Genomic DNA, 26,247 nt, shown 5'->3' with positions numbered 1-26,247 from the left:
CCGATGACGCTGTCCGAGCTCTGCATCCGCCGCCCGGTCATGACGACGCTGATCACGGCGTCGATCATCGCTTTCGGCGTGTTCGGCTTCCGCCTGCTGCCGGTCTCGGCGCTGCCGAAGGTGGATTTCCCGACGATTGCGGTCACTGCGACCTTGCCGGGCGCCAGCGCCGACACCATGGCGGCTTCGGTCGCCGGGATCATCGAGCGCCAGCTCTCGACCATTGCCGGCATCTCGTCGATGAACTCGAACTCGTCGCAGGGAACGAGCGTCATCACCATCCAGTTCGACCTCAACCGCAGCATCGACGCCGCGGCCCTCGACGTGCAGACGGCATTGACCATCGCGCAGCGCCGGCTGCCGATCGAGATGACGATCCCGCCGAGCTTCCGGAAGGTGAACCCGGCGGATTTCCCGGTGCTGTTCGTCTCACTGGGCTCGGCGACGCTGCCGCTCTCGGCGGTCAATGAGTATGGCGACATCACGATCGGGCAGGCGCTGTCACAGCTGCCGGGCGTTGCCCAGGTCTTGATCTACGGCGCGCAGAAATTCGCGATCCGGGTCCAGGCCGATCCGGAGGCCGCGGCCGCGCGCGGCGTCTCGATGGAGGATATCCGTGCAGCGGTGTCGCGTGCCAATTCCTCGACCCCGGTCGGTACGCTGAACGGCCCCAAGCAGGACGTCGCGCTGCAGGCCTCCGGCCAGATGGACAAGGCGGCCGACTACCGCCAGATCTACGTTGCCTGGCGCAACGGCTCGCCGGTCCGGCTCGACGAGATCGCCAAGGTCTATGACAGCGTCGAGAACGACAAAATCGCGACCTGGATGAATGACGAGCGCGCGATCGTGCTCGCGATCCAGAAGCAGCCTGACGCCAACACGGTGGCCGTGGTCGATGCCGTACTGGCCAAACTGCCGTCGCTGCGCGCCGCGATCCCACCCTCGGTGACCATGCAAGTCATGATGGACCGCTCGGTCTCGATCCGGCAGGCGGTCAGCGACGTCGAGGAAACCCTGCTGATCGCGATCGCCTTGGTGATCCTGGTGATCTTCCTGTTCCTGCGTTCGGCGTCCGCGACCTTCATTCCGGCGCTGGCGGTGCCGATCTCGCTGTTCGGCACCTGCGCGGTCATGTACGCGCTGGACTACTCCATCAACAACATGACGCTGCTGGCGCTGACGCTCTCGGTCGGCTTCGTGGTCGACGACGCCATCGTCATGTTAGAGAACATCGTCCGCCATATCGAGCACGGCATGAAACCGTTCGAGGCGGCCCTGAAGGGCGCCCGCGAGATCGGCTTCACCATCATCTCGATCACCTTCTCGCTGATTGCGGTGTTCATTCCGGTGCTGCTGATGGGCGGCATCGTTGGCCGCGTGTTCCGCGAATTCGCGGTGACGATCTCGGTTGCGATCATCGTCTCCGGCTTCGTATCGCTGACCCTGACGCCGATGCTCTGCGCCCGCGTGCTGCGTGCGCATGACGCGACCAAGCGGCCGAACATCGTGCTGCGGGCGTTCGAGGCGATGTTCGAGGCCTGGCTGCGCGCCTATGAATGGGCGCTGGACTGGGTGCTGGCCAAGAAGGCCCTGATGCTGGTGGTGACGCTGGCGACGCTCGGCGGCACCATCTACCTCTACATGATCGCGCCGAAGGGGTTCTTCCCGCAGGAGGACACCGGCTTCCTGATCGGCGTGACGGAGGCCGCGACCGACACCTCGTTCGAGGCGATGAAGGTACGCCAGCAGGCGTTGGTCGAGGTGATGCGGACCGATCCGGCAGTCGACTACGTCAACTCCACGGTCGGCTCCGGCGGTCCCAATCCGACCACCAATTACGGCCGGCTGTTCATCGCGCTGAAGCCGCAAAAGGCCCGCGACAACGCGACCGTCGTGATCGGGCGGCTGCGGCAGAAGGCGCGCGAGATCCCGGGCATGCAGGCGTTCTTCCAGAGCGTCCAGAACCTCAACATCGGCGGCCGCATCTCGAAGAGCCAGTATCAGTATGTGATGCAGAGCGGCGACACCGAGTCGCTGTACCGGCTGGCGCCTGACATGCGCGACAAGATCGAGAAGATTCCAGGCCTGCTCGACGTCACCACCGATCTCTACATCAAGAACCCGCAGATGACGGTCGACATCGACCGCGAGAAGGCGGCGGTCTACGGCGTCACCGTCGATCAGGTGCGTAACCAGCTCTACAACGCCTACGGCGCGCGGCAGGTGGGCACCATCTACATGCCGTCGAACGACTACCAGATCATCCTGGAGGTGCAGCCGCAGTTCCGGGTCGATCCGTCGGATCTGTCGAAGCTCTACATGAAGACTGCGAACGGCCAGACCATTCCGCTCGATGCGGTGGCGAAGCTCGTGCCGTCAGTCGGGCCGCTGCAGATCAACCATCAGGGTCAGCAGCCGGCGGTGACGATCTCGTTCAATCTCGCGCCCGGCAATTCGCTGGGCTACGCGGTCGACAAGATCACCGAGCTCGAGCAGACCGCGAATTTGCCGCCGACGATCGCGACGGGATTCTCCGGCACCGCGCAGGTGTTCCAGGATTCGCTGCGCGGGCAGGGCGTCTTGATCCTCGCCGCGGTGTTCGCAGCCTTTGTGATCCTCGGCATCCTCTACGAGAGCTTCATTCACCCGATCACCATCATCTCCGGCCTGCCGTCGGCCGGCATCGGCGCGATCCTGACGCTGATGCTTTTCGGGATGGAGCTGTCGGTGATTGCGATGATCGGCATCGTGATGCTGGTCGGCATCGTCAAGAAGAACGCGATCATGATGGTCGACTTCGCGCTGGAGCGCCGCCGCGTCGGGCTCAGCGCTGAGCATGCGATCCGCGAGGCGGCGCTGCTGCGCTTCCGCCCGATCATGATGACGACGTTCGCGGCGATCTTCGGCACGCTGCCGATCGCGCTCGGCGCGGGCGCAGGTGCCGAGCTGCGTCAGCCACTCGGCGTCGCCGTGGTCGGCGGGCTCTGCGTGTCGCAGCTGCTGACGCTGTTCATCACGCCCGTGATCTACATCTATCTCGACCGCATCGACCGCAGGCTGCGCCGCAAGCTCGATCCGCAGGCGGAGGGCGACGTCGAACGGCCGCAAGTGGTGGCGGCGGAATAGCGTGAGCTCTCCGGCGAACCGGTTACCGGTTCGCCTCGCGAAGCCGCGTCAGATGAGAATGCGTTAGATCGAGAAGCTGGTGCCGCAGCCGCAGGAGGCGGTGGCGTTCGGGTTGACGACGCGGAACGAGGCGCCGATCAAATCGTCGACGAAGTCGACTTCCGAGCCCGCCAGGAACGGGACCGAGGCGGGATCGATCAGCACCACGGCGCTGTCGCGCTCGATCACGAGGTCGTCATCGGCCTGGGTGCGCTCGACGTCGAACTTGTACTGGAAACCGGAGCAGCCGCCGCCCTCGACGGAAATGCGCAGCTTGGCGCCGTCGCCTTCCTTGCTGAGGATCTGCCCGATCCGGCGGGCAGCCCGTTCGCTGACAGTAATGGCAGCAGTCATGGTCGGTCTCCGAAAACCTATTCTCGGCGCGATCTGATCGGATCACGCCCGGCGTCATGCCCAATTCATTTGGTCCGCCGCCTCAGACATAGTTAAGTGCGTCGGACCATGGAATCAAATGGATAAGGACTAAAATACAGTGTCGGTCGGAATGGCTGCCCCCCGTGCGCCTTATGCCTGCGACCCCGACAGCAGCCGTGGCCGGCTGGTCACGGAGCCGCCAAGCCGGACCCGCAGCCCGTTCCGGCGCGATTGCGACCGGGTGATCCATTCCACCGCGTTCCGCCGCCTCAAGCACAAGACCCAGGTCTTCGTCTTCCACGAGGGCGATCACTACCGCACCCGGCTGACCCATTCGCTGGAGGTCGCCCAGATCGCCCGCGCGCTGGCGCGCCAGCTCGGCGTCGACGAGGACCTGACCGAGACGTTGGCGCTGGCGCATGACCTGGGCCATCCGCCGTTCGGCCATGCCGGGGAACGGGCGCTCGATGAGTGCCTGCGGGAGGATGGCGGTTTCGATCACAACGCCCAGGCGCTGCGGGTCGTCACCTCGCTGGAGCATCGCTATCCCGAGTTCGGCGGGCTGAACCTGACCTGGGAATCGCTCGAGGGCATCGTCAAACACAACGGTCCGCTCACCGAACGCAACGGCGCGCCGGCCGGCCGCTATCTGCAAAGCGGCATTCCGGTCGGGATCGCCGATTACAACAAGACCTACGACCTCGAACTCTGGAGCTATGCCTCGCTCGAGGCGCAGATCGCGGCCTTCGCCGACGACATCGCCTATGACGCCCATGACATCGACGACGGCCTGCGGGCCGGCCTGTTTGCGGTCGACGATCTCAAGGAAATGCCGCTGACATCGGAGATCATCGCCGAGATCGACCGGCACTACCCTGATCTCGACGAGGTCCGGCGCGGCGCCGAACTGGTGCGTGAGCTGATCTCACATTTCATCAGCGCTGTTTTCAACGAGGCGAGCCGGCGCCTCGCCGCCGCGCAGCCGCAATCGGCGGGGGATGTGCGCCACCACAATGCGCCGCTGATCGCGTTTCCGCCTGAGGTGGCCGAGCAGGAGGCGGCGATCAAGGCGTTCCTGTTCCGCCGGATGTATCGCCATCCACGGGTGATGCTGGTGATGCGGGAAGCCGAGCAGGTGGTCCGCAATCTGTTCGAGCGCTACCGGCAATCGCCGGGCGACCTGCCGGCGGAATGGATCGAGGGCAGCGTGCAGGAGACCGCCAGCGCGCGGAACAGGCGGATCGGCAATTTCATTGCCGGGATGACCGACCGTTTCGCCCTGATCGAACACCAAAGGCTTTTTGACTCGACCCCGGATTTGCGTTAGCGCCCTGCCATGGCCGACACCACTGCTTCACCACACCTTTTTGCCGACATGCTGACGCGCGTGCACGCGATCTGTGCCGCTGTCGCAGCCGAGGACAATTGGCCTGCGGGCATCGATTTCACGCGTGTCGTGGTGGAGCCGCCGCGCGATGCCAGCCATGGCGACATGGCGACCAATGCCGCGATGGTGCTCGCCAAGGATGCCAAGGCCAAGCCGCGCGAGCTCGCCGACAAGATCGCCGAGCGGCTGCGCGCCGATGCGCTGGTGGCCTCGGTCGATGTCGCCGGGCCCGGCTTCATCAACCTGACCTTGAAGCCGCAGGTCTGGGCGGACGCGCTGCGCGCGGTGCTGGCCGCCGGCTCCGCTTTTGGACGCAGCGACATCGGCAAGGCCGAAAAGGTCAATGTCGAATACGTCTCGGCCAACCCGACCGGGCCGATGCATGTCGGTCACTGCCGCGGCGCCGTGTTCGGCGACGCGCTGTGCAGCCTGCTGCAATTCGCCGGCTTCGACGTTTGCCGCGAATATTACATCAACGACGCCGGCGCCCAGGTCGACGTGCTCGCGCGCTCGGCGTTCCTGCGTTACCGCGAGGCGCTTGGGCAGGATATCGGCGCGATCCCGGAAGGGCTCTATCCCGGCGATTATCTCGTGCCGGTCGGTCAGGCGCTGGCCAAGGAATACGGCGAGAAGCTGCTCGACATGAAGGACGCCGAATGGCTGCCGATCGTGCGCGACAAGTCGATCGCCATGATGATGGAGATGATCAAGGGCGACCTCGCCGCGCTCAACATCCATCACGACGTGTTTTTTTCCGAGCGCTCGCTGATCGCGTCAGGCAACAACAAGGTCGCCGAGACGATCGATTTCCTGCGCGCCAAGGGCGACATTTATGAGGGGCGCCTGCCGCCACCGAAGGGCAAGCCGGTCGAGGATTACGAGGATCGCGAGCAGTCGCTGTTCCGAGCCACCGCCTATGGCGACGACGTCGATCGTCCGCTGATCAAGTCGGACGGTTCATATACGTACTTCGCGTCCGACATCGCCAACCACCGCAACAAGTTCGAGCGCGGCTTCACCAATCTGATCGACGTGTTCGGCGCCGATCACGGCGGCTACATCAAGCGCATGCAGGCGGCGGTGAAGGCGGTAACTGCGGGCAAGGCGACACTCGACGTCAAGATCGTGCAGCTCGTGAAGCTGCTGCGCGACGGCGAGCCGGTGAAGATGTCGAAACGTTCCGGCGATTTCGTCACGCTGCGCGAGGTGGTCGACGAGGTCGGCTCCGACGCCGTGCGATTCATGATGCTGTTCCGCAAGAACGACGCGGTGCTCGATTTCGACCTCGCCAAGGTCATCGAGCAGTCAAAGGACAACGCCGTCTTCTACGTCCAGTACGGCCACGCGCGCGGCCATTCGATCTTCCGCAACGCGCGCGAGGAGGCGGTTCCCGACCTGCCCGTGACCGATGATGCCAGGCTGGCCTATCTGCGCGACGCTGCGGTCGAACGGCTGACCGACCCGGCCGAGCTCGACCTGTTGAAGCGGCTTGCGCTGTATCCCCGGATGATTGAAGCTGCCGCGGTGGCACATGAGCCGCACCGAATCGCTTTTTATCTATATGATTTGGCCAGTGAATTTCATGCGCTTTGGACCAAGGGGCGCGATTTGCCCTATTTACGCTTCATTATCAATAATGATGCAGAGATCACGAGGGCGCGACTGGCAATGGTTCAGGGCGTCGTCTCGGTTCTGGCATCGGGCTTAGCTGTTCTAGGCGTCCACGCTCCGACCGAGATGCGGTAGGCAGGGGCATTAGGCCCTCACGAGTGGGGATTTGTGAGGGCATCTGGCAGGGGCCAACTCGTTCGGACCGGCTGTGCCGGCGATCTTGGCGCTGTCCCGAAGGGGATGCATCATCACAATGGCTGATCGATATCAGGACCGACATTTTTCCGCCGACACGGCTCCCAAGGCCGACAGCGATCCGCTTGCCGAACTGGCACGGTTGATCGGCCAGACGGATCCATTCGGCACCGCCAACAAGCCGCCGCCGCGTCCGTTGCAATCGCGCGCCAATGCACGACCGCAACAGTATGAGCCGCAGGCTGGAGAGGACGATACACCGCCCGCCGGCCCGCCGCCCTGGATGCAGCGCGCGCGGCAGGACGCGGTTGTTCCGCCGCCGGTGCAGCACACCGAATACGACGAGCCTGAGCCGGATGATCTGCCGAAGCCGGTGCATCCCTTGCATCGCTATGCAGCGGCACAGCAGCCGCAGCCTGCGCCCGAGCCGGTCGCAACCTATCGGTCGGTCGAGCCTGCGTATCGGCCGGTTGAGCCTGCTCGGCAGCCCGAGGCGTTTGACGACGAGCCGCATTACGGCACTCAGACCCAGGATCCGTCGCGCTATGACGACGCGCTGTACGGCCAGCTCGAAGCCGGTGAACAGGATCTGCAGCGCGATCCGGCCTATCCGGACGATCCCTACGCCTATGAGGCCTATGAGGAAGAACCCGAACCGCGCAAGCGCAGCAGTGGCTTGATGACGGTTGCAGCGGTCGTGGCGCTTGCGGTGGTGGGCACCGGCGGCGCGCTCGCGTATCGCAACTATGTCGGCTCACCCCGCAGCGGCGAACCGCCGATCATCAAGGCTGACAACACGCCGACCAAGGTGATCCCGGTGCAGGCCGATGCGTCGGCCAAGACGCCGGATCGGATGGCGACGGGTGACGGCGGCGAGAAGATCGTGTCGCGCGAAGAGACCCCGGTCGACGTCAATTCGAAGACCGCCGGACCGCGCGTGGTGTTTCCGCCGCTGAACGCGAACGCCAATCCGCCGCCGGCCGCCAGCGTGCAGACTGCGCAGCCGGCACCGGCGCCGATCACGGCGAACGGCACCTTGTCGAACAGCGAGCCGCGCAAGATCCGCACCCTCGCGGTCAAGGGCGAGACGCCTGACGGCGCGCCGGCCGCGGCGGCGCCGGCCACCAAGCCTGCGGCCGCGGCGAAGCCGCCGGTGTCGCGCGGCAATCCTTCGGCAGCCAATGCCAGCGTGAATGCGCCGATGTCGCTGGCCCCAGGTCAGGTCGATGCGACGCCTGCCGCGCCTCCGACCCGGGTGGCGTCGACCTCGACAGCCTCAGTCGGCGGCGGTGGATATCTGGTGCAGGTGTCGTCGCAGAAGAACGAGGCGGACGCGCAGGCGTCGTACAAGGTGCTGCAAGGCAAGTATTCCGGCTTGCTGGCTTCCCAGCCGCTGGTCGTCAGACGCGTCGATCTCGCGGAGAAGGGGGTGTATTACCGCGCCTTCGCCGGCCCGCTCGGCTCCGCGGAGGAGGCCAACCAGCTCTGCAGCCGCTTGAAGTCGGCCGGCCTGCCGAATTGCTTCATCCAAAGAAATTAGCGGCCGTTTCCTTGACCGGCGTGCCGCATGCGGCCTAATCGGCCGGATGACGAACCGCGCATTCATCACGGGTGTATCCGGGCTGGCCCTCAATGACGCTGAACGCGAATTCATTCGCACTGAGCGGCCATGGGGCTTCATCCTGTTCAAGCGCAACATCGAGAGTCCCGCCCAAGTGGCGGCTCTTGTTGGGGAACTCAGGTCAGCTGTGGGGGCGGCCGATGCCCCGGTCCTGATCGATCAGGAAGGCGGGCGGGTGCAGCGGCTCGGACCGCCGCACTGGCCGGTCTATCCGCCCGGCGCGAGCTTCAGCGCGCTCTACGACATCGATCCCAGGCTCGGGCTTGCTGCGGCCCGGCTCAGTTCGCGGCTGATCGCGGCCGATCTGATCGACCTCGGCATCACCGTCGACTGCCTGCCTCTAGCCGACGTTCCGGTGGCCGGCGCCGATGCCGTGATCGGCAACCGGGCCTATGGAACCGAACCGGACAAGGTCGCTGCGATCGCCCGCGCGGTCACCGACGGGCTGGAACAGGGCGGAGTGCTGCCGGTTCTCAAGCATATTCCCGGCCATGGCCGGGCCACTGCAGACAGCCATTTCCGGCTTCCGACGGTCGATACCGCCAAAGCCGAGCTGGAACGGACCGATTTCGCCGCGTTCCGGCCGCTGGCGGACCTGCCGATGGCCATGACTGCACATGTTGTGTTTAGCGCGCTGGACCCCGTCCATCCGGCAACGACTTCTGCGACAATCATCGAACAGGTGATTCGCGGCCTGATCGGGTTTCAGGGTTTGTTGATGAGTGATGACGTGTCGATGAATGCGCTAGCCGGATCGATTGCCGAACGGACCCGCGCCATCGTCACTGCCGGTTGCGACGTGATTCTGCACTGCAACGGCAATATCGACGAGATGCACGAGGTCGCGCGGGAGACGCCGGAATTGGCCGGCAAGGCGCTTGAGCGCGCCAAGGCGACGCTTGCTGCACGGAAGCAGCCCCAGCCGCTCGACCGGCAGGCGGCGCGGGCTGAACTGGATGCGTTGTTGGATCGGGTAGGGACGGCATGACCGCTGAAATTCTATCGTTTGAGACCGGGCGGCCGGCCGATCTCGCTGATGGCGAACCGGCGCTGGTGGTCGACGTCGAGGGCTATGAAGGCCCGCTCGACCTGCTGTTGACGCTGGCGCGACAGCAGAAGGTCGATCTGGCGAAGATCTCGATCCTGGCGCTCGCCGACCAATATCTTTCGTTCATCGAGGCGGCGCGCAAGATTCGCCTCGAACTCGCCGCTGACTACCTGGTGATGGCCGCCTGGCTTGCGTTCCTGAAGTCGCGGCTGTTGCTGCCCGAACCGCCGACCGCGGAAGGGCCGAGCGCCGAGGAAATGGCGACCGCGCTTGCCAACCGGCTGCGCCGCCTGGAGGCGATTCGCGAGGCGGCCAACCGGCTGATGAACCGGCCCCAGTTCCAGCGCGATATCTTTCCGCGCGGCAATCCGGAATCGATCGCCGAGATCAAGCATCCGAAATTCACCGCGACCCTGTACGACCTGCTGTCGGCCTATGCCACGCAGCGCGCGTCACGCGTGCTGACCACCGTTCATCTGCAGAAGCGCACCGTGTGGTCGCTGGCCGAAGCGCGCGCCTCGCTGGAGCGGCTGGTCGGCCTCGCCGAGGACTGGAGCTGCCTCGACGAGTACCTGATGAACTACGTCGCCGATCCCAAGCAGAAGGCGACGGTGTTCGCGTCGAGCTTCGCCGCAGCCCTCGAGCTGGTTCGCGAAGGCGAGATGGAAATCAACCAGAAGCAGGCGTTCGCGCCGATCTATTTCCGAAAGCGTCAAGCGCAGGCCGCAATGGCGGCGCCGGACCTGTCGGTTGAGTAAGTGGAAGAAGGAGAGCAAGCCCATGGCAAGCTTGGCGGAAGTGCGCAGAGAAGAGCCCGAGGAGGAGGTTTCTCCGATGGATCATCCGGTGGCGCGTCCTGAGGAATTGCGGCTCCTGGAAGCCCTGCTGTTCGCATCGGCCGAGCCGATCGATCAGGCAACGCTCGCGAAGCGGATGCCCGATGGCGTCGATATCAAGCAGGCGCTGGCACAGTTGCAGGCAGAATATGCGCCGCGTGGCGTCAACCTGGTTCGGGTCGCCAACAAGTGGACGTTCCGCACCGCGGGCGACCTGTCGTGGCTGATGACGCGCGAGAGCACCGAGACCCGGAAGCTGTCGCGTGCTGCGATCGAGGTGCTGGCGATCGTTGCCTATCACCAGCCGGTGACCCGCGCCGAGATCGAAGAGATTCGCGGCGTGGTGACCTCGAAGGGCACGATCGACGTGTTGCTCGAGACCGGCTGGATCCGCCCGCGCGGCCGCCGCAAGACGCCGGGCCGTCCGTTGACCTTCGGAACCACCGACGCCTTCCTGTCGCAGTTCAGCCTGGAAGCGCTCGGCGACCTGCCGGGGCTGGAAGAGCTGAAGGGCACCGGCCTGCTCGACTCGCGCCTGCCGACCGGCTTTAGCGTTCCGTCGCCGTCGGATGACGCGACGCTGCGCGAGGACGAGGAGCCGCTGGAGCCCGGCGATACGCTGGAACTGCTGCTGGCGCCAGCCGTTGAACCGGAGGCCGAGGAACCGAAGGCTGAGACCGAAGCGTCGGCCGAGGTTGGGACTGCCGAGGTCGAGACGACCGCCGAGGCTGAAACTGAAGTCGAAGCGGAAGCTGCGACCGAGGTGGACGCGGACGAGCCTGACGCAGGCGAGCTCGACGCCAGTGAAGTCGACGCCGATGAGCCGGACGAGCGCGCCGACGACGCGGGTGACCACGACGGTGCCGAGGAGAAGGGCGAATAGCCCGGAATATTCCCGGTTAAGCCTAGCAATATTACGTAGCCGCGACAGCGATTTGCCGCGGCCGAAGTCCTTGTTTTTGACACCCCGCAGGCCTAACTTCCGGCCATGTTCAGGCCGGTCCGCCGGCCATTTCTGGAGGGTTGCAGGATGGGTTCACTCAGCATTTGGCACTGGATCGTCGTGATCGCAGTGGTCCTGCTGCTGTTCGGACGCGGCAAGATTTCGGACCTGATGGGTGACGTCGCCCAGGGCATCAAGGCCTTCAAGAAGGGCATGCAGGACGACGACAAGGTCGCAGACAAGCCGGAATCTACCAAGGCGATCGATCACAATGCGGCGCCGTCCGCTGCGCGCCAGGACGTCGGCAGCAAGGCCGTCTAACGCGTTCGTATTGACGCATATTTCGACGCTTTTCCTTGCGCGGAACGGTGACGCCGTCGCATAGACGCGCTATGGACGCCGATTGAGAAAAGGCGCCGGCAGCCCCAAATCCTGTTAGGACCGCAAGTTCTATTAGATCATGGGGCCGATGGCGGCGCGCTTAGGCGGAAGAATTCATGTTCGACATCGGGTGGAGTGAACTGGTCGTCATCGCGGTCGTCGCGCTGATCGCCATCGGCCCGAAAGAGCTGCCGGGCGTGCTGCGCATGGTCGGGCAATGGATGGGCAAGGCCCGCAAGATGGCCTCCGAATTCCAGGGTCAGTTCCAGGAGGCCATGCGCGAGGCCGAGATGGCCGACCTCAAGAAGAGCTTCGACGAGGTCCGGGAAGCCGCCACCGGCATCACCAGCGGCAACATTATGACCTCGCTGCAGAAGGACGTCACCGACGCCCTGCAGATCGACAAGCCGGTCGATGCGCAGGTGGCGTCCGCGATCGACGCGCCGGTGACGTCGAGCGACGCACCGGTCACGCCAACGACACCTGCCGAGCCGACGCCGGAAACCTTCGTCGAAGCCGAGACGCATGCCGCGGCCGGCGAGCCGCTCGCCATCACCAATGAGGTGAAGGCGGAGCCTGCGCCGCAGGACGCGACGCCGGTACAGCCCGACGTGCTGAAGGACGCGAGAGCGTCATGAGTGCCGAAGATATCGAGGCCTCCAAGGCCCCCTTGATGGATCACCTGATCGAGCTGCGTTCGCGGCTGATCAAGGCGCTGCTCGGCTTCGGCGTGGCCTTCATCATTTGCTTCTTCTTCGCCAAGCAGATCTACAACGTGCTGGTCTGGCCGTTCGTTTGGATCGCCGGTCCCGAGAATTCGAAGTTCATCTACACGGCGCTGCTGGAATATTTCATCACCCAGCTGAAGCTCGCGCTGTTCGGCGCCGGCTTCATCTCGTTTCCGATCGTCGCCACCCAGATCTACAAATTCGTCGCGCCCGGGCTCTACCGCCATGAGCGCAACGCCTTCCTGCCGTATCTGATCGCCACCCCGGTGTTCTTCGTGATGGGCGCGGCGCTGGTCTATTTCGTGGTGCTGCCGATGCTGGTGCGGTTCTCGCTCGGCATGCAGCAGGCCGGCGGTGCCGAGACCGCACAGATCCAGCTGCTGCCCAAGGTCGGCGAGTACCTCTCGCTGATGATGTCGCTGATCTTCGCCTTCGGCATCGCATTCCAGCTGCCGGTGATCCTGACGCTGCTCGGCCGCGTCGGTATCGTCACCTCGAAGATGCTGAAGGAGAAGCGGCGCTATTTCATCGTCGTCGCCTTCATCATCGCAGCCGTGCTGACGCCGCCCGACGTGCTGAGCCAGGCCTCGCTGGCGATCCCGCTGCTGGCGCTCTACGAGGGCGCGATCATCGCGGTCCGGATCGTGGAGAAGAAGGCCGCCACCGCGAGCTCCTCGTCCGGGGCGCCGTCGGCGACCAACCCGGCCGAGTAGGCTCGTTCTCCCAAAAACAGCCGTCATACCCCGCGAAAGCGGGGTATCCAGTACGCTGCGGCCCCTCCGTCACACACGGACGTCTCTGGAATACTGGATCATCCGCTTTTGCGGATGATGACCGTCGTGGTAGGGAGACGTTCCGCAAAACGTTGACATGCGACGTTTCTGCAAAAAGCGACGTCAGGACTTCCCGACCATGCACGACATCAAAGCGATCCGCGACAACCCCGCAGCCTTCGACGCCGGCCTGAAACGCCGCGGATTGGATGCGCTGTCGCCGTCGCTGCTGGCGATCGACGAGAAGCGGCGTGCGGCGATCCTGGCCTCCGAGCAGGCCCAGGCGCGGCGCAACGCGGCCTCCAAGGAGATCGGCGACGCCAAGAAGGCCAAGGATGAGGCGCGCGCAGCCAGGCTGATGACCGAGGTCGCCGAACTGAAGACCACGATGCCGGAGCTCGAGGCCTCGGCGAAGTCGGCCGATGAAGAGCTGATGAAGCAGCTGTCGTCGATCCCCAATCTGCCGCTCGACGAGGTGCCCGACGGCACCGATGAGCTCGGCAACGTCCAGCACCATGTGTTCAGCAAGGCGCGCGACTACGGCTTTGCGCCGAAGCTGCATGACGATCTCGGCATCGCGCTCGGCTATATGGACTTCGAGGCGGCGGCGAAATTGTCCGGTGCGCGCTTCGTCGTGCTGAAGAAGGGGCTGGCGCGCCTGGAGCGCGCGATCGGCCAGTTCATGCTCGACCTGCACACCGGCGAGCACGGCTACACCGAGATCAACCCGCCGCTTTTGGTGCGCGACGAGGTGATGTTCGGCACCGGGCAATTGCCGAAATTCGAGGACGACCAATTCTGGGCGATCAAGGGCGAATTGCTTGCCGCCCCCAATGCCGATCTGCGCAGCGGACGGCTTGGTCTCATTCCGACCGCCGAAGTGTCGCTGACCAATCTCGCGCGCGAATCCATCCTCGACGAGAAAGAGCTGCCGATGCGGCTCACCGCGCTGACGCCGTGCTTCCGTGCGGAAGCGGGCGCCGCGGGACGCGACACCCGCGGCATGATCCGCCAGCACCAATTTACAAAAGTCGAGCTGGTGTCGATCACGACGCCGGAAGCCAGCAAGGATGAGCTCGAGCGCATGCTGTCCTGCGCCGAGCAGGTGCTGCAGAAGCTCGATTTGCATTATCGCGTGATGACGCTGTGCGCCGGCGACATGGGCTTCTCCGCGCAGAAGACCTACGACATCGAGGTATGGATGCCGGGGCAGGGCGACGGCGGCGCCTATCGCGAGATCTCGAGCTGCTCGGTGTGCGGCGATTTCCAGGCCCGTCGGATGGACGCGCGCTATCGCGGTCCCGACGGCAAGCCGCGCTTCGTGCATACGCTGAACGGCTCCGGCACGGCGGTCGGCCGCGCCTTGATCGCGGTCATGGAGACCTACCAGCAGCAGGACGGTTCGATCGCGGTGCCCGACGTGCTGCAGCCCTATATGGGCGGGCTCAAGGTCATCGAGCACGGCATGTGAGGCGAGGGCCAGTGTGATGCCGCTGCACCGTGACATCCACTGGCTTGGTCGACAATGGGCCGTCACCGGGCATGGTCTGCAGCTGATCAATCAGAAGCAGATGGGCTATTACGACATCGAGGCCGCGCGGCTCTGGGAAGCTCGCGTGGTCGAGGTGCAATCGAAGGCCTGGATCGACAGGCCCGACTTCGACCGGGCGCTGGAGATCGCGCGCGGCAAGTTCGCGCAACTTGCGCCGGCCGATCTACCACCGTCTGACATGGTTGCACCGCCTCCGCCGCCTCCAATCCGGGCGACGCCGCCGGCCGCGCCGCGTGCGCCGCTTGATACCGCATCGGTGCCGTCGATCGAAGAGCTGCTGGCGCGCCTGAAATCGCGATCGGCTGCGGCAGCTCCCATCGCAAATCCAGCCGAGGCGCCCGCACCGGTGGCGCCCGCAGCGCCCAAGGCTGAGCCTCTCCAGGCGGAAGCCGTCGAACTCCCTAAACCGGAGCCTCTGAAACCTCCCAAGCCAGAGCTTCGCCAGTCCGCGCCGCTCACTCCCGAGGCGCCCGCGCCTGAAGGTCGGAAGGTCGACGGGCCGAGGGCTGAGCAGCCCAAGGCACCCGCCAAGCTTGAGCCTGCCAAGCCGGAGCCTGCCAAGCCGGAGCCTGCCAAGGCTGAAAAGGCTGAATCTGCCCAGCGTGAGGCTGCCAAGCTAAGTTCTCCGAAGGTTGAGCCGCTTGGGTCCGAAGCTCCGAAATGCGAAACTCCCGAGGCCGTCGCTTCCAAGGCCGACGCCCCCAAGCTTGAGGCTCCGAAATCCGAAGCGCGTCCGGCCACACCGGTCAAGAAACTCGAAGCCCCGCTGCTGACGCCGGTCATCAAGGTCATCCGGCGGACGACCAGCACGGCCTGGCCGGTATTCGAGCGCAAGATCGCCGGCAGCGGCAAATTCGTCCGTCCGTGGCGCGTCACCTCGGCGCAATGGCGTGGGCCTTCGCCGGGTTTGCCTCCGCGGCCCTAGCCGGTTAAGACGGCCATCGACGTAAAGAACCGCAATTCAAGAAACCCGCGTCGAATCGGAACAAGAGGCACTTTGACGGATGCGAATTCTCTGCACCAATGATGACGGCATCAACGCTCCGGGCTTGAAGGTCATTGAGCAGATCGCGCGCGCGTTGTCCGATGACGTCTGGATCGTCGCCCCCGAGCTCGATCAGTCCGGCGTCTCGCATTCGCTGTCGCTGAACGATCCGCTGCGGCTGCGCGAGGTCAGCCCGCGTCACTTCGCCGTGCGCGGCACGCCGACCGATTGCGTCATCATGGGCGCGCGTCACATCCTCGGGGACAAGCTGCCCGATCTCGTGCTGAGCGGCGTCAACAAGGGCCGCAACGTCGCCGAGGACGTGGTCTATTCCGGCACCATCGCCGGCGCGCTGGAAGGCACCATCCTGGGCTTTCCGTCATTTGCGCTGTCGCAGGAGTTCTCGATCGAGACGCGCAACGCGCCGCTGTGGGACACCGCGCTGAAATTCGGCCCCGACATCATCCGCAAGGTGATCGACGCAGGTGTGCCGAGAAACACCGTCATCAACATCAACTTCCCGTCCTGCATGCCTGACGACGTCAAGGGCATCCGGATCACGCGGCAGGGCAAGCGCAATCAGGGTTTCCTGAAGATCGATCGCCGTCACGACGGACGTGGCAATCCTTATTTCTGGATCGGCTTCGAGCGCGCGGCGATGATGGATACGCCGGCCGAAGGCACCGATCTCGCCGCGCTTGCCGCGCGCTACGTCTCGGTGACCCCGCTGCGGCTCGACCGCACCGATGAAGCGTTCTCGGAAACGCTGACCGCGACGCTGAAGTGATCTTATAGCCCGGATGGAGCGAAGCGAAATCCGGGGCCACTGTCGACGCGGAGACTTAACCGGATTGCGCTGCGCTTCATCCGGGCTACGGCACTGAGCCAGCCGTCAGACCGGCGCGCGCTTCATCGCACTGGAGATCATCTGGGCCAGCGTTTCCAGCTGGAAGGGTTTTTGCAGCGCCGGGCGGTCGCGATATTCCGGCGGCAGACCGGACGAGCCATAGCCGGTCGCGAAGATGAAGGGGCGGTTGCGGGCGTTGATCAGCTCGGCGACCGGGGTGATCACCTTGCCGTTGACGTTGACGTCGAGGATCGCGAGGTCGAATTCGGTGGATTGCGCGAGCTTGACCGCTTCGCCGATCTCGCCGGCCTCGGCCGCCACGGTGTGGCCGAGCTCTTCCAGCATATCGGCGACCATCATCCGGATCATGACCTCGTCCTCCACGAGGAAAACTGAACAGCCCGCCGGCCGTATCGCTGTCATGATGGAATCCTTGCCCGTCCCTGAAATAGGCTCGCAAATAACACTACGAGGCGCAATGCAAACGTTTGGGAATTGGCCCTTTTCCAGCGCGCAACGCCAGCTCGCCACATCGCTCTGACTGGCTCGCAGCACAGGATTCGTCCAGCGTCGGACGAGTGACGGCTCTACCAAAAGCCCCGGTCCGCGCCATCTGGCGTTAACCGCGCATCGCACCGGATTATATGGGAAGCTGCCGCACCGCCGCCAACCCGGGAATCGGCGTGCCGGTTCCTGACCGGGAACAAAGGATGACGGGAAATTTTTCCTTAACGCGGCATTTCGGATTTCAATGGCATCAAGGTGAGCGAGATTCCGCTGCTGCCCAGAGTCGCTGATGAACATGGCCGTAACCCCCGATCCGACCGAGAAGATGATGTTTCAGCTCACCCTGCGGCGACGGGGGGTGAGCGATCAGGCGGTGTTGCGCACCATGGAAGAGGTGCCGCGCGAGGTGTTCGTCGAGCCGCGCGATCGCAATTATGCCTATCGCGACAGCGCGCTTGCGATCGCCTGCGGGCAGACCATCAGCCAGCCCTTCGTGGTGGCCTACATGACCGAGCAGTTGCAGCTGCAGAAGGACCACCGCGTGCTCGAGATCGGCACCGGCTCGGGTTACCAGGCGGCCGTGCTATCCCGGCTGTGCAAGCAGGTCCTGACCATCGAGCGCTACCGGACGCTGGCCGACGGGGCCCGCAAACGGCTCGAGAAGCTGGGCTACTACAACATCGAGGTTCTGCTCGGCGACGGCTTCGACGTCCCGGGCGGGGCGGGCGATTTCGACCGCATCATCGTCACCGCGGCGATGGAGCAGATCCCGGAGAAGCTGCTGGAGCGGCTTCAGCAAGGTGGTGTCCTGATCGCCCCGGTCGGACCGCATCAGGGCACCCAGACCCTGGTCCGAATGGTGCGGACGGCAAACGGCTTCGACCGCAAGGAATTGGTCGACGTCCGCTTCGTGCCGGCGCTGCCGGGAATCGCCCGCGAATTGTAAGTTTGGCGATTTGCTGCTTGGCACCAACGCCTTATTCGCAGGGTTAAGCGGTTATTTACTCGCGACGTGTTTACTCAAAACAGTCTTTTGTTGCGTACGAGTGAGTAACCATGTCTGGGGTTGTTGAGTTGCTTCGCTCGCGTCGCGTGCCGCAGGTTGCGGTGCTGACGCTGATGTCCATGGCTTTTGCCGGTTGCAGCGCCGATATGTCGTCGCGCTTCTCGCAAAACTCCTACTCGCAAAATCCGTTTGCGTTTGATCCGCAGCCGACCGGCACCGTGCAGCAGGCGCCGCCGCCGCGTGAGCTGCCGCAATACGCGCGGCCGCGAACGCAGCCGCAATATTCGCAGTATCAGTCACAGCCGTTGCCGCCGCCGGTCGCTGCACCGCAATCCTATCCGGTTGCCAATGCCAACGCTGGCGTCTCCGGAGGCGGCCGCGGGCTTTCGTCCTACACACCGCCGCCCGCGCGGCCGCAGATCGAGGCCACCGGCACCGTTCCGCATTCGGTCGCCGCAGCGCATGTCGGCCATGGCGGCACCACCATCATCGTCGGCACCAGCGATACGCTGGAGGTGCTGGCGCGCCGCTACAACGTCTCGACCGCCGAGATCCTCCGCGCCAACGGCTACAAGGGACCGCGCGCGCTGTCGCCCGGCCAGCAGCTGATCATTCCGCACCCGACGGCATCGGCCGCAGCGCCTGCGATGGCGGCACCCGCCGCGCGCCCGGTCGCCATGGCGGCGGCGCCTTCCGGCGTCCATTATGTCAACCGCGGCGACACGCTGCACAGCATCGCGCGCCAGCACCACATCCCGGTGGCTGAGCTCGCTCGCGCCAACAATCTCGATCAGTCGGCGAGGCTCAGTCTCGGCATGAAGCTCGTGGTGCCCGGTGCCAAGACCGCGATGGCGGCACCAGCGCCCGTTGCGCAACCTGTTGCTGCCGCGCCGGTCGCGATGGCGGCTCCTGCGCCGGCCGTGGCGGCCCCGAAGGTCGTCGCCACTGCGCTGCCGCAGCAGAGCGCGCGGCTGGTGCAGCCGACCGCAACGGTGGAGCAGCCGGCCGTTGCCACTGAGGCGCCTGTCGCCGCCAAGTCGAGCGAGGCCACCGGCGCATTGCCGACCTTCCGCTGGCCGGTGCGCGGCAAGGTCATCACCGCCTATGGTTCGAAGACCAACGGCAAGGTCAATGACGGCATCAACGTCGCGGTGCCCGAAGGCACGCCGGTGAAGGCCGCCGAAGACGGCGTCGTCGCTTACTCCGGCAACGAGCTGAAGGGCTACGGCAACCTCGTGCTGGTTCGCCATTCCAACGGCTACGTCACCGCTTACGCCCATACGAGCGAAATCCTGGTGAAGCGTGGCGATACCATCAAGCGCGGACAGGTGATTGCCAAGTCGGGGCAGTCAGGCGAGGCGAGCTCGCCGCAGCTTCACTTCGAAATTCGCAAGGGATCGTCTCCGGTCGATCCGCTCCAGTTCCTCAACGGCGCGTAAGTTGCGCGCCGGGACTTCCAAGTCTCACAACAAAGACAACGGGGGAAGCGCAAGCTTCCCCCGTTTTGTTTGCTGCGCGGACGTGTGATCCCGCTTTCGGATGATCGTTATGGGCCGCTAGAAGTCGAACGTCATGCCGGTCGTCACCGCGCTCGCCTTGTTGCCGGCGACCACGTTGTTGTTGGCATCGCGTCCGCACACGCCGTAACCATGACCGCTCACGCCAAGGCAGTAATGCGCGCCGGGGCCGTTACGCAGATAGCTTCCGACGAGATACCAGGTTGCAAACGGGCTGAAGTGGTACTTCACGCCTGCCGCATACTGATCGGCGCTGCTGTCCACGCTGTTGAGTGCAAAGTCGGCCGAGCCGGCCGCCGGAGTGACCGTATAGTTGTTGAACACGCCGGTCCCGGGCGAGCCCGGCGAGGCGTTGGCGTGAGCCCAGGACGCACTGACATCCCACGCGCCGACCGACTGCGTCGCACTGACGAAATAACCGTCACGCGATCGCTCGTTGAAGTCGGCAACGGTGTTCTCGCGCCGCATGATCTCGTAGATGCCGTAGAGCTGCAGCTTGCCGATGCCGTCATTGAAGCCATAGCCGGCGCCGAGCTTCGCAGCCCATTCGTTGGCGATGCCGACGGCGCCCGGTGGCACGATCAACACGCCGCCATTGCTCAGCGGTGTCACCCCTTCGTCGCTGGTGCGGTTGGTGCCTTCGTGCATCTCGTAGGCTGCGACCGCCGTGAATGGACCGTGGTTGTAGGTCAATGACGCGCTGTAGAGATTGCCGTAGGAGCCGTCGGTGCAGCCTTCTGGTGCCGATGTCAGCGGGAAGCCGCTGCCGCTGCCGCGCGCGGAAGTGCCGGGACAATTGAAGTCGCCGAGCGCGAAGTCGCTGTTGTCCTTCGCCGTGTTCTGTCCCGGCGAGGCCATCAAGGTTGCCTGGAAGCCGTTCCAGATCGGCGATTCGTACCAGACCGCATGCGCCGCACGCCAATCGAACTCGGCGCGCAGGTCGCCGCCGGTGTTACCCATGATCGAATTGTAGTCGCCGAGCGTCGCCGAGAACGGATCGAACTTCGCGGTCGATTTCTTGTACGGCGTATCCGATTTGCCGGCCTTGATGGCGCCCCACGGCGTTTCCATTCCGATGAAGCTGTCGCGGGTGCCGAACGCGGCGCGTTCGGTTGGCGTTGCCGCGACTTCGACCAGCGATTCGAATTGGGCGACGGCGGCCCATCCGGCGAAGCCATATGGCTCGAGGTTGTGACGCGCACGCACGCCGAAATAGGTGAGGTTGCTGGACACGCCGAACTTGTTGCCCTGATCAAACACGCCGGCATTGAAGAAGTCGCCCGACAGATCCACGTGCCCGTAAAGGGTGACGGTGGTGTTGTCGACGAAAGCATTGCCGCCCGGCGCCTTGCTGTAGATCGGCGCGCCACCAACGCTGACGACGGCATGTTCGGGAGCTGGTGGTGTCGGGGAGGGCGCAACGGCCGCATGTTGCACCGGGTTGCCCTTGGGCGTCGCGGCCGGAGCCGGGTTGCTCGTGATGTGATTCACGCGATCCCTGAGTTGAGCGTTCTCCTTGGCGAGTTTCGTGTTGTTTCGCTCGAGCGCGTCCAGACGCGCCATGACGTCATCGAGTGTTGCGGCTCGCACCGGCTGTTGCCCGAGCGCGAGGCAGATCGCGGTGTATGCCGTTCCAGCGAGAAGTGCCTTTTTCATCTGTTTCCCCCCTTGCCAATCGCCGCGGCAGGGTGCCGGGCGCCGCAAAGTGGAGGAACGGTAATGTATACCACACACCAAATACCACATGTGCGCGGTGAGCTGCGTCCAAGAAAGTCTCTCTGTGACAAGAATGGTACAATAATACTATTGCACTGCATCAAAATGTCGCATGTCGACATCGGAATAGACCGGAAGCAATGGCTAATACATTGAAATAATTACAATAAGTCAAATGCAGAAATAGGGTGTGACTACTGACATATCTTTGCTGCTCTGCGGCATGGATAGTGTGATTTGGCATATTGGATGCCATCAAGGGACTGTCGCAAAGCGTCGGTTAACCCAATGGAGGTTTTATACTACCTCAACGGATCGCCATCTTGCGCGAGACGCGCGACCATGTCGTGCAGGAATGCCGGCGGTCCGTGCGCGTGCCATTCTCCGTCCGATTGAAGCAGGAGCGGGCGTCGCGTGTCGCGACTGAAGGCCTCGATCCACGCGCGGGCCTTTGCTTTCGGGCGCGCCCCGACGGCGACAGCGACATCCACCGGAAGCGTACGCCAGGTGAAGCTCGCGGGGAGAAAGATGAGATTGGATTGGTCCGGACGCATCCAGTCAGGCAGCGGGCTTGTCGGCGCAAGCCAGCCACAGACAAAATTCCGGCATGGATCGACCGGGCGCTCGTTGTAGATCGAGCATTGGCCCGCGCGGCTGAATGGGCACGGCTGCCCCGGATGGACGTCGTGATCGCGAATCCGGATTTTCAGCCAGCCATCGCAGCAGGCGGTGCACTCGCCACATTGTCTCGCAGTCGGGCTTGGGTCGGCCGGCATGAATAGAGTGTACTCATGCCGCGCCGGATTCAGAAGGCCATCTGCGGGAATGCGCGAAGCGCAATCGGGGCTACTTGCTGCTCAGCCGCACGCCGAGCCGGCCGGCGAGTTCCTGAGTGTACTGCCAGGCGACGCGACCCGAGCGCGATCCGCGGGTGGTCGACCATTCGAGCGCCTCGCGCTCGAGTTCGTCCTCGGCGATCTTGATGCCGTAATGGTCGCAATAGCCCTTCACCATCGCGAGGTACTCGTCCTGGCTGCAGCGGTGGAAGCCGAGCCAGAGGCCGAAGCGATCCGACAGCGACACCTTCTCCTCGACGGCTTCGCCCGGATTGATTGCGGTCGAGCGCTCGTTCTCGATCATCTCGCGCGCCAAGAGATGCCGCCGGTTCGAGGTCGCATAGAGGATGACGTTGTCAGGGCGTCCCTCGATACCGCCTTCCAGCACGGCCTTCAGCGACTTGTACGAAGCATCGTTGCCGTCGAAGGAGAGGTCGTCGCAGAACACGATGAAGCGAAACGTTGAGTTGCGCAGCAGCTCCATCAGGCCGGGCAGGCTCTCGATGTCCTCGCGGTGGATCTCGATCAGCTTGAGCCGGTCGGCCGGCTTGCGGTCGACATTGATGCTGGCATGGGTGGCCTTGACCAGCGACGACTTGCCCATGCCGCGGGCGCCCCACAGCAGCGCATTGTTGGCGGGCAGCCCATCGGCGAAGCGCTCGGTATTCTCCATCAGGATGTCGCGCATCCGGTCGACGCCCTTGAGCAGGCCGATCTCGACGCGGCTGACGCGCGGCACCGGGGCCAGGCGGCCGTCTGGATGCCAGACAAAGGCGTCCGCGGCGCCAAACGACTCGGCCGGATCGGGCGCCGGGGAGGCGGCCGCGAGGTGGCTGGCAATGGTCTCCAGGGCGTTCGCGATCCGCTCGGCGGTCGCGCCGTCGAGCGGCGCTTCCGGGCGTTTTGTCGCGGTGATTGCGGCGCGCTTGGCGGCCGCTTTGGGGGCGGATTTGCGGGTTGTTTTACTGGTGGTTTTTTTGGCTTTTTTCGGCATTTGTCCAGTTCCTGACGGCGCAGCCTTATCGGGCTGGCGGCGGTCCCGCAAGCGCCCTAAATGAAGGCCCGTTAACGTTGCAATTGGGACCGCGGCCGCTATAGTCCGCGCGAATTTGTCCGGACCGCCATACCGCCTCGAAGGTCGAGGGCGCTGCCGGTCCTTTCCCGTCTTATCCGAGGATCGTCCGAATGCTGATTACTCCTGCGTTTGCTCAAGCTGGAGCAAGTGGTGACACCAACAGCATGTTGATGTCGCTGCTGCCATTCGCGCTGATCTTCGTCATCATGTACTTCCTGATTCTGCGCCCGCAGCAGAAGAAGGTGCGCGACCACGCGGACCTCGTGAAGAACATCCGCCGCGGCGACACCGTGGTGACCTCGGGCGGCCTCGTCGGCAAGGTGACCAAGGTGGTCGACGACGACCAGATCGAGTTCGAGATTTCGGACGGCGTTCGCGTGCGGCAGATGCGCCAGATGATTTCGGGCGTGCGGACCAAGGGTGAGCCGGCCAAGGGCGACGCCAAGGATGAGGCGTCCGCGAGCTGATTGCCGCGGAGCCTTTTGCCGAATCTGACAGGTCAATTCGATGTTGTATTTCACGCGGTGGCGAGCGCTGGGGATTATCCTGACAGCGCTGGTGGTCTGCCTGTGCGCCGTGCCCAATTTCTTCCCCGAAGCGCAGGTCAAGACCTGGCCGGCCTGGGCGCAGCGGCGTCTCGTCCTCGGCCTCGATTTGCAGGGCGGCTCGTATCTGCTGCTCGAGGTCGACGCCAACTACGTGAAGAAAGAAAAACTCGAGCAGGTTCGGGACGATACCCGCAAGGCGCTTCGTGACGCCAAGATCCTGTTCAGTGGCGGCGTGCAGATCCGCAACGATGCCGTCGAGGTCAAGATCTCGAAGGAAACCGATGTTCCGGCGGCGCTGACCAAGCTTCGCGAGGTTGCACAGCCGATCGGCGGCTTGCTCGGCTCCAGCGGCCAGCGCGATCTCGACGTGAGCGATGCGGGCGGCGGCTTGATCCGCCTGACCTTGTCGCAGCCCGCGATGATCGAGCGGATGCGCAAGACCATCGAACAGTCGATCCAGATCGTTGAGCGTCGCGTCAACGAGCTCGGCACCGTCGAGCCGGTGATCCAGCGCCAGGGCACCGACCGCATCCTGGTGCAGGTGCCGGGCCTGCAGGACCCGACCCATCTGAAGGAGCTGCTCGGCAAGACCGCGAAGATGGAATTCCGGATGGTCGACACCTCGGTGCCCGCCGACCAGGGCACGGTGCCCCCGGACTCCGAGCGGCTCATGAGCGCATCGCCGCCGCCGGTTCCCTACATCGTGAAGAAGCAGGTGCTGGTGTCCGGTGGCGAGCTTTCCGACGCCCAGCCCGGCTTTGACCAGCGCACCGGCGAGGCGATCGTCAGCTTCAAGTTCAACACGTCAGGAGCGCGCAAATTCGCGCAGGCGACCGCCGACAATGTCGGCCAGCCGTTTGCGATCGTGCTCGACAACAAGGTGATCTCGGCGCCGGTGATCCGCGAGCCGATCACCGGCGGACAGGGGCAGATCTCCGGCAGCTTCACCGTGCAGTCGGCCAATGATCTGGCGATCCTGATGCGGGCCGGCGCGCTGCCGGCGCCGCTGACCGTGGTCGAGGAGCGCACCGTCGGTCCCGGCCTCGGTCAGGACTCGATCGAGAAGGGCGAGCTCGCGGCCTATGTCGGCTCGATCCTGGTGATCGTGTTCATGCTGCTCACCTACCGGCTGTTCGGCGTGTTCGCCAACATCGCCGTGGCCATCAACGTCGCCATGATCTTCGGGCTGCTGTCGCTGCTCAACGCCACGCTGACCTTGCCCGGCATCGCCGGCATCGTGCTGACCGTCGGCATCGCGGTCGACTCCAACGTGCTGATCTACGAGCGCATCCGCGAGGAATTGCGCGGCGGCCGCAACGCGATCTCGGCGATCGACGCCGGGTTCAAGCGGGCGCTGGCGACCATTCTCGACTCCAACATCACCACCTTCATCGCCGCTGCCGTGCTGTTCTACATCGGCACTGGACCGGTCCGCGGCTTTGCCGTGACGCTCGGCATCGGCATCATCACCACGGTGTTCACCGCCTTTACCCTGACGCGTCTGATCGTCGCGGCGTGGGTGCGGTGGAAGCGGCCGCAAACCGTGCCGATCTGAGAGGCCTGTTGTGACTCATACTGTTCTCATTGGCCTTGGCATCCTGATCGCCGTGCTCACCGTCGTCGCGGCGCTCGGCCTGCTGCCGTCGCTGCGCATCGTGCCCGACAATACGCATTTCGATTTCACGCGCTTCCGCCGCATCAGCTTCCCGATCTCGGCACTGCTCTCGATTCTCGCGATCACGCTGTTCTTCACCCATGGCCTGAATTTCGGCATCGACTTCAAGGGCGGCACGCTGCTCGAGGTACGAGCCAAGTCCGGCACCGCCGACATCGCCGCGATGCGCTCGACCTTGAACGGTCTCGGCCTCGGCGAAGTTCAGTTGCAGCAGTTCGGAGGTCCGGCTGAAGTCCTGATCCGTGTCGCCGAACAGCCGGGCGGCGACCAGGCCCAGCAGGACGCAGTGGGCAAGGTCCGCGGCGCGCTCGGCGACAGCGTCGACTACCGCCGCGTCGAGGTGGTCGGACCGCGCGTCTCCGGCGAATTGCTGGCCTACGGCATGCTCGGCCTGATGTTCGCGATCGTCGGCATCCTGATCTATCTCTGGTTCCGGTTCGAGTGGCAGTTCGCGCTCGGCGCCATGATCGCCAACGTCCACGACATCGTGCTGACGATCGGCTTCATGTCGATCACCCAGGTCGATTTCGACCTCACCAGTATCGCGGCGCTGCTGACCATTCTCGGCTATTCGCTCAACGACACCGTCGTCATCTACGACCGTATCCGCGAGATGTTGCGGCGCTACAAGAAGATGCCGATGCCGCAGCTCTTGAACGAGTCGATCAACTCGACGCTGTCGCGCTCGATCATCACCCACGTCACGGTGACCTTGGCGCTGCTCGCGCTGCTGCTGTTCGGCGGCCAGGCGATCCACAGCTTCACCGCAGTCATGATGTTCGGCGTGGTGCTGGTCGGTACCTATACCTCGATCTTCATCGCGGCGCCGATCCTGATCTATCTCGGGGTTCACACCACGCGGGGCGAGGTGCAGGACGCGCCGGCCAAGAAGCCGGACGCGGCGGCAGCCAAGAAGTAGC

The 26,247-nt window shown here is 64.4% G+C and carries 22 protein-coding genes; 18 read left to right on the top strand and 4 right to left on the bottom strand.

Going from position 1 to position 26,247, the window contains the following annotated elements:
- Positions 1–3 precede the first annotated feature (3 nt).
- Positions 4–3,126 carry an efflux RND transporter permease subunit gene (locus JQ616_RS09925; protein WP_212014001.1) on the top strand — a complete coding sequence of 1,041 codons (3,123 nt, stop codon included), beginning with the start codon at positions 4–6 and terminating at the stop codon, positions 3,124–3,126.
- Positions 3,127–3,189: 63 nt separating this feature from the next.
- Here JQ616_RS09925 and erpA read toward each other — a convergent pair whose 3' ends face one another.
- Positions 3,190–3,519: an iron-sulfur cluster insertion protein ErpA gene (erpA, locus tag JQ616_RS09920; RefSeq protein WP_021081206.1), complete on the bottom strand. Its 330-nt coding sequence runs from the start codon at positions 3,517–3,519 to the stop codon at positions 3,190–3,192.
- A gap of 139 nt (positions 3,520–3,658) precedes the next feature.
- Here erpA and JQ616_RS09915 point away from each other — a divergent pair, with 139 nt between their 5' ends.
- The 12 genes from JQ616_RS09915 (at position 3,659) to surE (ending at position 16,387) form a co-directional block, all read left to right on the top strand.
- Positions 3,659–4,867: a deoxyguanosinetriphosphate triphosphohydrolase gene (locus tag JQ616_RS09915; protein WP_212014000.1), complete on the top strand. Its 1,209-nt coding sequence runs from the start codon at positions 3,659–3,661 to the stop codon at positions 4,865–4,867.
- A 9-nt stretch (positions 4,868–4,876) separates the two neighbouring features.
- A complete protein-coding gene (gene argS / locus JQ616_RS09910; protein WP_212013999.1) occupies positions 4,877–6,673 on the top strand; it encodes an arginine--tRNA ligase in 1,797 nt (598 codons plus the stop codon).
- 118 nt (positions 6,674–6,791) lie between these two features.
- A complete protein-coding gene (locus tag JQ616_RS09905; RefSeq protein ID WP_212013998.1) occupies positions 6,792–8,273 on the top strand; it encodes an SPOR domain-containing protein in 1,482 nt (493 codons plus the stop codon).
- Between the two features lie 46 nt (positions 8,274–8,319).
- A complete protein-coding gene (gene nagZ / locus JQ616_RS09900; RefSeq protein ID WP_212013996.1) occupies positions 8,320–9,342 on the top strand; it encodes a beta-N-acetylhexosaminidase in 1,023 nt (340 codons plus the stop codon).
- A complete protein-coding gene (locus JQ616_RS09895) occupies positions 9,339–10,160 on the top strand; it encodes a segregation and condensation protein A (protein WP_212013994.1) in 822 nt (273 codons plus the stop codon). Before nagZ ends, JQ616_RS09895 begins: the two co-directional genes overlap by 4 nt.
- A gap of 22 nt (positions 10,161–10,182) precedes the next feature.
- Positions 10,183–11,121, top strand: coding sequence for an SMC-Scp complex subunit ScpB (gene scpB / locus JQ616_RS09890; protein WP_212013992.1), 939 nt, complete (start codon positions 10,183–10,185; stop codon positions 11,119–11,121).
- A 147-nt stretch (positions 11,122–11,268) separates the two neighbouring features.
- A complete protein-coding gene (locus tag JQ616_RS09885; RefSeq protein WP_050400528.1) occupies positions 11,269–11,502 on the top strand; it encodes a twin-arginine translocase TatA/TatE family subunit in 234 nt (77 codons plus the stop codon).
- Positions 11,503–11,678: 176 nt separating this feature from the next.
- Positions 11,679–12,200: a Sec-independent protein translocase protein TatB gene (gene tatB / locus JQ616_RS09880; protein ID WP_212013991.1), complete on the top strand. Its 522-nt coding sequence runs from the start codon at positions 11,679–11,681 to the stop codon at positions 12,198–12,200.
- Complete coding sequence (tatC, locus tag JQ616_RS09875; RefSeq protein WP_212013990.1) at positions 12,197–13,003, top strand: twin-arginine translocase subunit TatC; 807 nt, start codon at positions 12,197–12,199, stop codon at positions 13,001–13,003. Before tatB ends, tatC begins: the two co-directional genes overlap by 4 nt.
- Positions 13,004–13,202: 199 nt before the next feature.
- Positions 13,203–14,534 carry a serine--tRNA ligase gene (gene serS / locus JQ616_RS09870; protein WP_212013989.1) on the top strand — a complete coding sequence of 444 codons (1,332 nt, stop codon included), beginning with the start codon at positions 13,203–13,205 and terminating at the stop codon, positions 14,532–14,534.
- 16 nt (positions 14,535–14,550) lie between these two features.
- Complete coding sequence (locus JQ616_RS09865; RefSeq protein WP_212013988.1) at positions 14,551–15,540, top strand: hypothetical protein; 990 nt, start codon at positions 14,551–14,553, stop codon at positions 15,538–15,540.
- 79 nt (positions 15,541–15,619) lie between these two features.
- Positions 15,620–16,387, top strand: a complete 768-nt coding sequence (gene surE / locus JQ616_RS09860) for a 5'/3'-nucleotidase SurE (protein ID WP_212013987.1) — start codon at positions 15,620–15,622, stop codon at positions 16,385–16,387.
- Between the two features lie 105 nt (positions 16,388–16,492).
- Here surE and JQ616_RS09855 read toward each other — a convergent pair whose 3' ends face one another.
- Positions 16,493–16,870, bottom strand: a complete 378-nt coding sequence (locus tag JQ616_RS09855) for a response regulator (protein WP_212013985.1) — start codon at positions 16,868–16,870, stop codon at positions 16,493–16,495.
- A 373-nt stretch (positions 16,871–17,243) separates the two neighbouring features.
- Here JQ616_RS09855 and JQ616_RS09850 point away from each other — a divergent pair, with 373 nt between their 5' ends.
- Positions 17,244–17,900: a protein-L-isoaspartate(D-aspartate) O-methyltransferase gene (locus tag JQ616_RS09850; RefSeq protein WP_212013983.1), complete on the top strand. Its 657-nt coding sequence runs from the start codon at positions 17,244–17,246 to the stop codon at positions 17,898–17,900.
- 110 nt (positions 17,901–18,010) lie between these two features.
- The gene (locus JQ616_RS09845) at positions 18,011–19,399 is read left to right on the top strand and encodes a LysM peptidoglycan-binding domain-containing M23 family metallopeptidase (RefSeq protein ID WP_212013982.1); all 1,389 of its coding nucleotides are present in this window, start codon (positions 18,011–18,013) and stop codon (positions 19,397–19,399) included.
- A 117-nt stretch (positions 19,400–19,516) separates the two neighbouring features.
- On the opposite strand, the gene JQ616_RS09840 is transcribed toward JQ616_RS09845, so the two are convergent.
- Positions 19,517–21,133, bottom strand: a complete 1,617-nt coding sequence (locus JQ616_RS09840; protein ID WP_212013980.1) for a porin — start codon at positions 21,131–21,133, stop codon at positions 19,517–19,519.
- A gap of 906 nt (positions 21,134–22,039) precedes the next feature.
- Entirely contained in the window at positions 22,040–23,023 is a 984-nt protein-coding gene (locus JQ616_RS09835; RefSeq protein ID WP_212013978.1) for an ATP-binding protein, read from the bottom strand.
- Between the two features lie 191 nt (positions 23,024–23,214).
- Here JQ616_RS09835 and yajC point away from each other — a divergent pair, with 191 nt between their 5' ends.
- From yajC to secF, 3 genes are read left to right on the top strand one after another with little or no spacing between them, the layout of a single operon-like run.
- Entirely contained in the window at positions 23,215–23,571 is a 357-nt protein-coding gene (yajC, locus tag JQ616_RS09830; RefSeq protein WP_021081225.1) for a preprotein translocase subunit YajC, read from the top strand.
- 40 nt (positions 23,572–23,611) lie between these two features.
- On the top strand, positions 23,612–25,207 hold the full coding sequence (gene secD, locus JQ616_RS09825; RefSeq protein WP_212013975.1) for a protein translocase subunit SecD: 1,596 nt from the start codon (positions 23,612–23,614) through the stop codon (positions 25,205–25,207).
- Between the two features lie 10 nt (positions 25,208–25,217).
- Positions 25,218–26,246, top strand: a complete 1,029-nt coding sequence (gene secF / locus JQ616_RS09820) for a protein translocase subunit SecF (RefSeq protein WP_212013973.1) — start codon at positions 25,218–25,220, stop codon at positions 26,244–26,246.
- Position 26,247: the final 1 nt, after the last annotated feature.

This window comes from Bradyrhizobium tropiciagri (genome assembly GCF_018130545.1).
In the GTDB taxonomy this organism is placed as follows: Bacteria; Pseudomonadota; Alphaproteobacteria; order Rhizobiales; family Xanthobacteraceae; genus Bradyrhizobium; species Bradyrhizobium tropiciagri_A.
The sequence above is the reverse complement of the archived record's forward strand: the minus strand, read 5'-3'. Positions and strand labels throughout refer to the sequence as shown.

What these genes read in the sequence shown, in the direction of transcription:
- JQ616_RS09925 (WP_212014001.1), top strand. Translation starts at nt 4, where the DNA reads ATGACGCTGTCCGAGCTCTGCATCCGCCGCCCGGTCATGACGACGCTG.
- erpA (WP_021081206.1), bottom strand. Translation starts at nt 3,519, where the DNA reads ATGACTGCTGCCATTACTGTCAGCGAACGGGCTGCCCGCCGGATCGGG.
- argS (WP_212013999.1), top strand. Translation starts at nt 4,877, where the DNA reads ATGGCCGACACCACTGCTTCACCACACCTTTTTGCCGACATGCTGACG.
- JQ616_RS09905 (WP_212013998.1), top strand. Translation starts at nt 6,792, where the DNA reads ATGGCTGATCGATATCAGGACCGACATTTTTCCGCCGACACGGCTCCC.
- nagZ (WP_212013996.1), top strand. Translation starts at nt 8,320, where the DNA reads ATGACGAACCGCGCATTCATCACGGGTGTATCCGGGCTGGCCCTCAAT.
- JQ616_RS09895 (WP_212013994.1), top strand. Translation starts at nt 9,339, where the DNA reads ATGACCGCTGAAATTCTATCGTTTGAGACCGGGCGGCCGGCCGATCTC.
- scpB (WP_212013992.1), top strand. Translation starts at nt 10,183, where the DNA reads ATGGCAAGCTTGGCGGAAGTGCGCAGAGAAGAGCCCGAGGAGGAGGTT.
- JQ616_RS09885 (WP_050400528.1), top strand. Translation starts at nt 11,269, where the DNA reads ATGGGTTCACTCAGCATTTGGCACTGGATCGTCGTGATCGCAGTGGTC.
- tatB (WP_212013991.1), top strand. Translation starts at nt 11,679, where the DNA reads ATGTTCGACATCGGGTGGAGTGAACTGGTCGTCATCGCGGTCGTCGCG.
- tatC (WP_212013990.1), top strand. Translation starts at nt 12,197, where the DNA reads ATGAGTGCCGAAGATATCGAGGCCTCCAAGGCCCCCTTGATGGATCAC.
- serS (WP_212013989.1), top strand. Translation starts at nt 13,203, where the DNA reads ATGCACGACATCAAAGCGATCCGCGACAACCCCGCAGCCTTCGACGCC.
- JQ616_RS09865 (WP_212013988.1), top strand. Translation starts at nt 14,551, where the DNA reads ATGCCGCTGCACCGTGACATCCACTGGCTTGGTCGACAATGGGCCGTC.
- surE (WP_212013987.1), top strand. Translation starts at nt 15,620, where the DNA reads ATGCGAATTCTCTGCACCAATGATGACGGCATCAACGCTCCGGGCTTG.
- JQ616_RS09855 (WP_212013985.1), bottom strand. Translation starts at nt 16,870, where the DNA reads ATGACAGCGATACGGCCGGCGGGCTGTTCAGTTTTCCTCGTGGAGGAC.
- JQ616_RS09850 (WP_212013983.1), top strand. Translation starts at nt 17,244, where the DNA reads ATGAACATGGCCGTAACCCCCGATCCGACCGAGAAGATGATGTTTCAG.
- JQ616_RS09845 (WP_212013982.1), top strand. Translation starts at nt 18,011, where the DNA reads ATGTCTGGGGTTGTTGAGTTGCTTCGCTCGCGTCGCGTGCCGCAGGTT.
- JQ616_RS09840 (WP_212013980.1), bottom strand. Translation starts at nt 21,133, where the DNA reads ATGAAAAAGGCACTTCTCGCTGGAACGGCATACACCGCGATCTGCCTC.
- JQ616_RS09835 (WP_212013978.1), bottom strand. Translation starts at nt 23,023, where the DNA reads ATGCCGAAAAAAGCCAAAAAAACCACCAGTAAAACAACCCGCAAATCC.
- yajC (WP_021081225.1), top strand. Translation starts at nt 23,215, where the DNA reads ATGCTGATTACTCCTGCGTTTGCTCAAGCTGGAGCAAGTGGTGACACC.
- secD (WP_212013975.1), top strand. Translation starts at nt 23,612, where the DNA reads ATGTTGTATTTCACGCGGTGGCGAGCGCTGGGGATTATCCTGACAGCG.